The following is a 7660-nucleotide window of genomic DNA, read 5'->3' as shown; positions in this document are numbered from 1 at the left end:
TTATTTAAACTCACGGACTGATTAGATGAAAAACTATTATGTAGCTTTAACTTTTTTGATAATTACACCGGCGATTGCATTTTCTGAGAATGCTAATAATGAAATACTGTATCTCGATAAGCCCTACACAATCACACATCTAAGTAGTTTCGATATTGATTGCGTGTGGACAAAAGACGAACAAGGTAGGTTGAAAAGTGAAGCGCTGGGGCCGGATGGATCAGGAGTGTGCTGGGACGAAAAAGCAGTTAATCAAGTTGGGATATTGGATAAAGAGAAAAAATTAATTTGGCATGACCCACCTAATTTTGACTACGAGTATGGAAATAAAAATAAGTGTTACTACATGGTAGATAAAAAAGGTGGATTTGTTAACTTTATGCTCGGCGATAATGTCACAGAAGCAGAGGCAGACGAGTGCAGAAAAGTAAGCAATAAAGAAAAAGCTCTAAACCTTGCAACCAAAGTGGAAAAAAAAGTCGAGTTTGGTGGATATGTTGCAACCAAAAAAGACATACTCGGTTCGGTAGTTCTTGCTTGCTACACTGGAAGCCTAGACAGCGACGGAATGCTGGTTTCTAAAGAAGAAAAAGAAAATAGATACAAGGAGTTACTTGGACTGTACAAGGGTGATAGCCTGAATATAAAAAGAATAAATAATGCATTCAATTTTGCGCGCAGAAATCTTAGCGACCGATATCCGCTGGACACGCGAGGACAATACCGCGCTGATGTTTGCGACCAAATGGTGCTCAAAGGGAAGCTATAAATGGGCCTAATGGGCGTTCGTCGATAACCTATGAATGAACGGCCACCGAACCATAATAGTGCTCGGTGGCTGTAACTATTGGTATCTTATACTGATAAGAAAAACCATTGTTTAGTCAATTTGTGAGTTTTGTTCGGCTAAAGCAGAAGATCAATGATGTGGTGGTAAAATGATAGCCATCGATAACGAAGGAAGAAAAATGGGTTTGCATGTACATTCTTTGAGCAGTATACCTAGAGACGAAAACCGTGATTACCTGATTTATTTCTTAGAGTACGGGTGGTATGAACCGCTAGCCGAAGCTCTAAATAACAACTTCTTACGGATTTCTGGCCTTGCAGATAAAAATCGAGCAATGGTGATCAAAGGTACTGAACTCGCCCATTTTGAAAACGAAGTATTTTCTTGGCATCAAATAAACAATGAGCGTGGCGAAGATATTCTTCCGGCTGTACTTATTACAAACGCGTATCCATCCTACTTCATGGAAAACAACCATGGATACAGTCGGAACAGTGGCCTATATCGGGAGTCAATAGATGGAGGGCTAAAGCTCATCCTTATCCCGCTAAAGAAATTTTGTTCAAACACGACCGAAGTGATTTCGCTAATAGAAAAGCTGTTTGCTGATATTGGAGCTGGGAGGGATCTCTCGGAATTCAAGATTGCAAAAGAAACACAGAAAGGCATAGGTTCTGCAATTGTCGACGCACTAATTCTTGAACCCAATATCTCAGGAATAGGCTTTAACTTCAAAAAATTGTGTAGCTTTTTCGGCAAAGCCAAATGACATTGCACTTAACTGTTTTGCTGGGTACCAACTCTATACGAGCTTGATGGAATTGTTACACGTACGGTATCAGGCGAGCAAATACTACTTCCTATATGGTACAACATCACAAAACAGCAGGTTGTAGACTTCAGTCCGTCCTTGGCAGACAAAGTGGCAGGAAGTACAGCAACCCATACAATAGATGAAATTGCCAGTGAGATAGCTGAGTTGATCAGATCGCGGGCGTAGAAGACTGTAATTTAAATAAGCTAGGTAGCCCTGGTTCTTCCCGAGGGCTACCTAGCTTATTTAAATGTAAACAATGAATTAGCTTCTTAACGTAGGTTTTCGCCCCATTGGCCCTCGAACCCCTAACGGAACTGACCCGCTGGAGTCGCTCGACGCTGGATTTGTTCCATACGCTGAACGATTTGCAATCCTGGGGTGTAGGACTGATAGCACAAACAGGGTTACAGTTTGATTTATCTACCCCTCAGGGAAAGCTGATTGCCACATTAATGTCAGGTTTTGCCGAATTTGAACGAGATCTGCTGAGAGAGCGTATACGTTCCGGAGTTCAGGCAGCGCAGGCGCGTGGAGTTGTTTTTGGCAGAAAGCCAGGACAGCGGATCAAGTCAGATAAATTAGCCCCGAAGGTGTTAGCGCTTGTCGCTGAAGGCCAGTCCTACCGGCAGATTGGCCGGCATCTGGATCTGAGTAAAAATACGGTACTGGGAATAGTCAAACGTGAGCGACAAAAGCAGGTGAATGAAATGGATAGTACCAACACTGACGGATACGAAACTCAGTAGTATTTGTAACGTTCAACTATCACCATATTCTGACAGGCCAGATGTGGCGAAGGCTAGAGGGCGATCTTACACATTTACGTACGAATCCTTACGCCTAGCCTGCTACAAAAAGGATATTGCTATCCGTTTTCTGGAGAATGGGCTCAGTACAGAAGGGACGATGGGGAAAATGGTGATCCAGATCCTGGCCGCCGTGGCAGAAGCAGAACGAGAACGTATCCTGGAACGAACGAATGACGGCAGAATAGCTGCACTTGCAGCCGGCGTAAAATTTGGCAGGAAGATTCATTCCCGAACGCCAGCGGCTCTGATGCTGATATTGCAGGGTGAAGGCGTGAGTTCAGTGACAGATAAAACAGGTATCTCGCGGGCAACCTACTTTAGGTTGAAAAGAAAAATAAAAAACGATGCTAAAAATGGACATCTTTCTCGTTTAGATTCAATGTGATGCATCGATAAGGTGGGACTTTTGGAGGAAATGGGCGCGGAACCCCCTAAAGTAGCTCCCCTCGCTTTACTCAGGGCAGATTAACAATCAACAATTGAGAATAAACAACACAGTAAGTAGCTCCCGACCAAAGTCGGGCAAGAGAGCTGATGCAATGCAAACCTAAGCGTTCGTCACGCTACGCGTGCCAACCGCCAAGGCCCCGGAAATCACGCTCAGCGCGTCGCTACGCGCCACACTGACCACTCACCGGGGTTCTTTGCAGTGTAACCACAGAATTGTTTGTAAGCCTATATAGCTCAACAGGACAGGGGGGTTATCAGGATCTCTTATGATCCTCACCGGCGCTGCCGGGCTTCAGCGGTTCGACATCGGGGAACATGTCGCAATTGTGTACCGCTTTCTATGCACTGCGTGCATCAGGTTCTACCAGGCTAAGCGTAAGGATTCGTTCGTAAATACGTAAGATCGCCCGCCAAGCTTGACACATCTGCTCTGTCAGAATTTAACGTCCTAGTTTGCGGGCGGGGGATGACGTTCTTTGACCTCGGATAAACCAAATCGATTGATATGATGCGTGCCGTACGGGCTGAACATGGGGTCAGTTTGGATATCGAAAATTATTGTACGTTAAGACTAATTTTTAACCTTTCCGGGGTCCGCTTGGAAAACGGAAAACATCCTACGCTAAGCCTGTTTTTTGTACAGACTGCTATCTACTGAGCGTAACGAACGGTATTTTCCCTGCCCCAGCTTTAGGTTTGTTCGCCAGACGTAATCTCCACTCAGGTTGATGTGTTCCCATCCCAATGGGGACAGATGAGAAATCAGCTGGTCATTTAATGGGATCCCTTTTCGTCTCAGGGAATCTATGGCTCTTTCTATATATACCGTATTCCACAGGGAGATCGCCGCAGTCAGCAACGTCAGACCACTGGCCCGGTAGCTCTGATTCTCCAGCCCCCTATCTCTGATCTCACCCAATCGGTGCATAAAGACCGCTCGTGCAAGCGCATTGCGGGCCTCACCTTTATTCAGCCCCGCCTGTACGCGTCGGCGCAGTGATGGATCGCGAAACCAGTCCAGCATAAACAGTGCCCGTTCGATGCGTCCGATTTCCCTCAATGCCTTTGCAAGGCCATTTTGTTTAGGATAACTGGCCAGTTTTTTCATCATCAGCGATGCGGTAACAGTCCCCTGTTTTATCGAGCTTGCGAGGCGAAGTACCTCATTCCAGTGCGTCTCAATGTCTTTAAGATTCAGTGGGGTTGTGGATATCACAGATTGAAGTCCCGGATAACGCTCAGCCTTTCCATGAATAAACAGGCGCTTGTCATGAAGATCCCGGATCCTTGGTGCAAATGCGAATCCCAGCAGATGCATTAGCGCGAAAACATGTTCCGTAAAACCTGCGGTATCGGTGTAATGCTCGGTGATTTCAAGATCACTTTCGTGATACAGCAAGCCGTCAAGTACGTGAGTTGAGTCGCGCACGCGGCTGATGACTTTGGTGTAAAACGGACTATATTGATCCGAAATATGCGTATAAATCTGCACACCTGGCTCCTGACCGTATTTGAGATTGACCTGACCCGCATAACGCCCGTGACTGCCCACCCGAAAATTCTGCCCGTCAGACGATGATGTTGTTCCATCGCCCCAGAATGCAGCCAGAGGCCGTTTTTTCTGAGCATTGACCAGCTCGGCCAGCGCTGCTGAATAGGTCTCATCCCTGATGTACCAGGCCTGAATCCCCTCCAGTGACGATTTTGTCGTTCCTGGACAAGATTCGGCCATTTTTGTCAGCCCAAGGTTGATGCCATCAGCCAGAATCGTGGTCATTAACAACTTTCTGTCTTTAGGTCTGACGTGATGATTTTTGAGATGTGTGAAATGGCGGGTAAAACCGGTCCAACTATCCACTTCATCCAACATTTCAGTAATCTTAGGGTGAGGCAACATGCCATAAACCAGATCGGCAAAAGGGGATGCTGATGAAGGGACGCTATTATCCAGCGGGGTAATTTTCACGCCTTTATCCGAGATATCCACATCGGGCAAATCACCGGCCAGCGCCATCGCATTCACTTCCTCCAGTCGCGATGCCAGAAGCGTCATGCGGCTCTTGATGTATTCATGGCAATCGGTCGGAATGGCAAGGGGTAACTGGTTATCCCGAAGTGACTTTTCAAAATCGGAAGATGGGATCAGATAATCATCAAAATTCCGGTAGCGGCGCGATCCTTTGACCCAGATGTCGCCAGAACGTAAAGCTCCCTTCAGCTCATTCAGTACGCAAAATTCGTAATATTTTCGGTCAATGCCGGTGGGAGTGAGCACCACCTTTCTCCAGCTTTCCGGAATGAACCCGGTTGGCGCGGAAGACGGTACTTTGCGGAGTTGTTTTCGATACATCTCTCTGACGGCATCCAGCGCATCACTGAGCTGCATTGCGGCAGGTACAGCCATGAACTGCAACGCGGACAGCATCCGGGGGGCGTATTTACGCAGCGTACTGTACTTCTCTGTGATCAGATGCAACGGGTCGAAGTTGTCCTTACGTGACAGGAACCGCGTCTCTTCCACGCTGTTAATGAATTCCTGCCAGGGAAGAACGTCTTCTATTGCGGTCCAGGGATCTTCACCGGACTCTCTGGCGTTAAGCAATGCCTGCCCGACGGTAACGTATTGCTTCAGCTTGCTTTGAATCAGCTTTCCCGTTTGCTGGAGTCGTTCGGCCTGCGTGCGTTTTGCCCTGCTAAACAGACTGCCCAGAATACGCTCATGCAGATCAATAATTTCGTCAGTCAGGGTGGCCCTGGCTTCCGATATGACACAAACCAGTGAGGCATAACGGCGAACATCCGTGAATTTTGCCAGGTCCCGGCTACTCATTTTTCTGCTTTCGCGAGCGAGTTTCAGGAGCCGGTTCTGGTGAACGGAAAGCGCAATGCCATCAGGCAGTGCCAGCGACTCAATCGAATTTAACCGGTCGATATGTTGCAGGACATTTTTGCCATTAATTTTTCCCGGAGGCTGAAGCAGCCAGGCCAGCCGTGAAGGTTGCTCACCCTCGGATACCAGCAGACGGTCCAGCGCCGCTTTATGTTCCGGCTCAAGCTGCGCGGTAAGCGCAGAAAAGACCGCCCTGTCTGCAAGCGTTGTTGCTTCGGCCAGAGTTCGTTCGATGACATCAACAGAGGGGAAAATCACCTTATTATTGTGGAGCCAGGTGAGCATTTCCTCCGCAAGCAAAAAGCCTCTGTCAGTCCGCATTGCGTGGGGATAAAGGTGGCGAATACAGTTTTTTTGTAGCGCCCGGTTGAAGGGAGATAATTCCAGGTAGCGATAAAGTTCGGCCAGATGTTCCCAGCGAGTGACCTCTCTTGATGCATACTCGGCCCACAAATCAGGCAGAAGTTTCAAATGAGCCGCCAGCCGGGAAACAACCCCGTCGTGAGGGGAGATATTTTTGTCGGGAGGAAACCCCGGCCCTCTCAAGTAGCAAAGTAAAACAGCAAATCCCAGGCGGTTAGCTGGCCTGCGGTGTTTATTAATAAGCGCGAGGTCATGTTCACTCAAAAAGCTCATGCGCGTCAGAAGAACGTCATCATCCGGCACAATCAGCAAGCGTTCTTTTTCTTCACTGCTGAGTATTTGTCTCCGTGGCATAAATGCTTCCTCTGCATATAGTTCATTTGAGTTATTGATTTGTACTGACCGAAACCGGTCGGTTTCGTACATCTATTATCATTACCGTCCGAAAGTCAGTGAATTTACTATCGTACATGCGTTATGATTCGTACATCCTTTTCGTACAGAAAATATCACTATGTCACGTGTTTTTGCCTACTGTCGTGTCTCAACCCTAGAGCAGACAACCGAAAATCAGCGAAGAGAAATTGAGACGGCTGGTTTCGCTGTAAAATCTCAGCGACTGATTGAAGAACACATCAGCGGCTCAGTTGCCGCCAGTGAGCGGCCAGGTTTTTCTAAACTGCTCGACCGGATGGAAAATGGCGATGTGCTGATTGTTACCAAACTAGACCGACTGGGGCGCAATGCGATGGATATCAGAAAAACGGTGGAACAGCTGGCTGCTTCAGATATTCGCGTTCACTGTCTCGCTCTGGGCGGAGTGGATCTGACCAGCCCGGCAGGAAAAATGACCATGCAGGTCATCTCTGCTGTGGCGGAATTTGAAAGAGATTTGCTGCTTGAGCGTACGCACTCTGGTATTGCGCGAGCAAAAGCAGCCGGAAAGCGGTTTGGACGTCCTTCAGCACTGAATGAAGAACAGCAAGTTACGGTGATTGTACGGATTAACGCCGGGATCAGTATCAGCGCCATTGCGCGGGAATTTAATACCACCCGGCAAACCATACTCCGGGTAAAGGCAGGGCAGCAATAATCCTGAGTTCTTAGCTGGACGGTCCGCTGTATGCCAAAAGCGGACGTTTCTAACATCTTCATGCACTAATTCCGTGGAAAACAGAACTCACTGCATAGCCATGCAGACGCGCCGGAATCATAGGGGCATTTTTCAGCGTGAAAGGTGCCGGAAATGGGCCGCCCACGTCAGAATCGCGCTGAGGGCCTCTGCGGGGGGGCGGGTTTCCCTTTTACCCTTCAGGGTGCTTCGCACCCTCAGCGCGAACGCTTAATTCACCTCCGGCTTCACCCTGTAACGAAAAAGAGCGGCAGAGGATTCAATCACCTTATTCCCTCTGTTTAGGGTGGGATTGTTATAAATAATGATTAAATGTTATAAGGAATAATCATTCACCAAAGTGAAAAATTGGCACCATTAACGCCATTTCTGGCAGAATCAGCAGATATTATCCGGATAAAAGCCGTTT

5 protein-coding genes and 1 pseudogene are annotated in these 7660 nt (G+C 47.7%); 5 read left to right on the top strand and 1 reads right to left on the bottom strand.

Annotated features, from left to right (window positions below):
• Positions 1-25 precede the first annotated feature (25 nt).
• From V1952_RS18150 to V1952_RS18135, 4 genes and pseudogenes are all read left to right on the top strand, one after another.
• Positions 26-769, top strand: a complete 744-nt coding sequence (locus V1952_RS18150; RefSeq protein WP_420075262.1) for a hypothetical protein — start codon at positions 26-28, stop codon at positions 767-769.
• A 169-nt stretch (positions 770-938) separates the two neighbouring features.
• Positions 939-1559: a hypothetical protein gene (locus tag V1952_RS18145; RefSeq protein WP_267263241.1), complete on the top strand. Its 621-nt coding sequence runs from the start codon at positions 939-941 to the stop codon at positions 1557-1559.
• Positions 1560-1897: 338 nt separating this feature from the next.
• Positions 1898-2353: a recombinase family protein gene (locus V1952_RS18140; protein WP_267263242.1), complete on the top strand. Its 456-nt coding sequence runs from the start codon at positions 1898-1900 to the stop codon at positions 2351-2353.
• A 97-nt stretch (positions 2354-2450) separates the two neighbouring features.
• A pseudogene (locus tag V1952_RS18135) lies at positions 2451-2801 on the top strand (recombinase family protein); the annotation flags it as partial.
• A 687-nt stretch (positions 2802-3488) separates the two neighbouring features.
• Here V1952_RS18135 and V1952_RS18130 read toward each other — a convergent pair.
• Positions 3489-6473: a Tn3 family transposase gene (locus tag V1952_RS18130; protein WP_420075261.1), complete on the bottom strand. Its 2985-nt coding sequence runs from the start codon at positions 6471-6473 to the stop codon at positions 3489-3491.
• A 160-nt stretch (positions 6474-6633) separates the two neighbouring features.
• Here V1952_RS18130 and V1952_RS18125 point away from each other — a divergent pair, with 160 nt between their 5' ends.
• The gene (locus V1952_RS18125) at positions 6634-7212 is read left to right on the top strand and encodes a recombinase family protein (RefSeq protein ID WP_420075260.1); all 579 of its coding nucleotides are present in this window, start codon (positions 6634-6636) and stop codon (positions 7210-7212) included.
• The last annotated feature ends 448 nt before the right edge of the window (positions 7213-7660 follow it).

Origin of the sequence: Yersinia sp. 2542 StPb PI, from assembly GCF_048593855.1 — a bacterium.
Taxonomy (GTDB): Bacteria; Pseudomonadota; Gammaproteobacteria; order Enterobacterales; family Enterobacteriaceae; genus Yersinia; species Yersinia enterocolitica_E.
The sequence above is the reverse complement of the archived record's forward strand: the minus strand, read 5'-3'. Positions and strand labels throughout refer to the sequence as shown.

Excerpts from the sequence above, each read along its gene's own strand:
- V1952_RS18125 (WP_420075260.1), top strand. The coding sequence starts at position 6,634 with ATGTCACGTGTTTTTGCCTACTGTCGTGTCTCAACCCTAGAGCAGACA.
- V1952_RS18150 (WP_420075262.1), top strand. The coding sequence starts at position 26 with ATGAAAAACTATTATGTAGCTTTAACTTTTTTGATAATTACACCGGCG.
- V1952_RS18145 (WP_267263241.1), top strand. The coding sequence starts at position 939 with ATGATAGCCATCGATAACGAAGGAAGAAAAATGGGTTTGCATGTACAT.
- V1952_RS18130 (WP_420075261.1), bottom strand. The coding sequence starts at position 6,473 with ATGCCACGGAGACAAATACTCAGCAGTGAAGAAAAAGAACGCTTGCTG.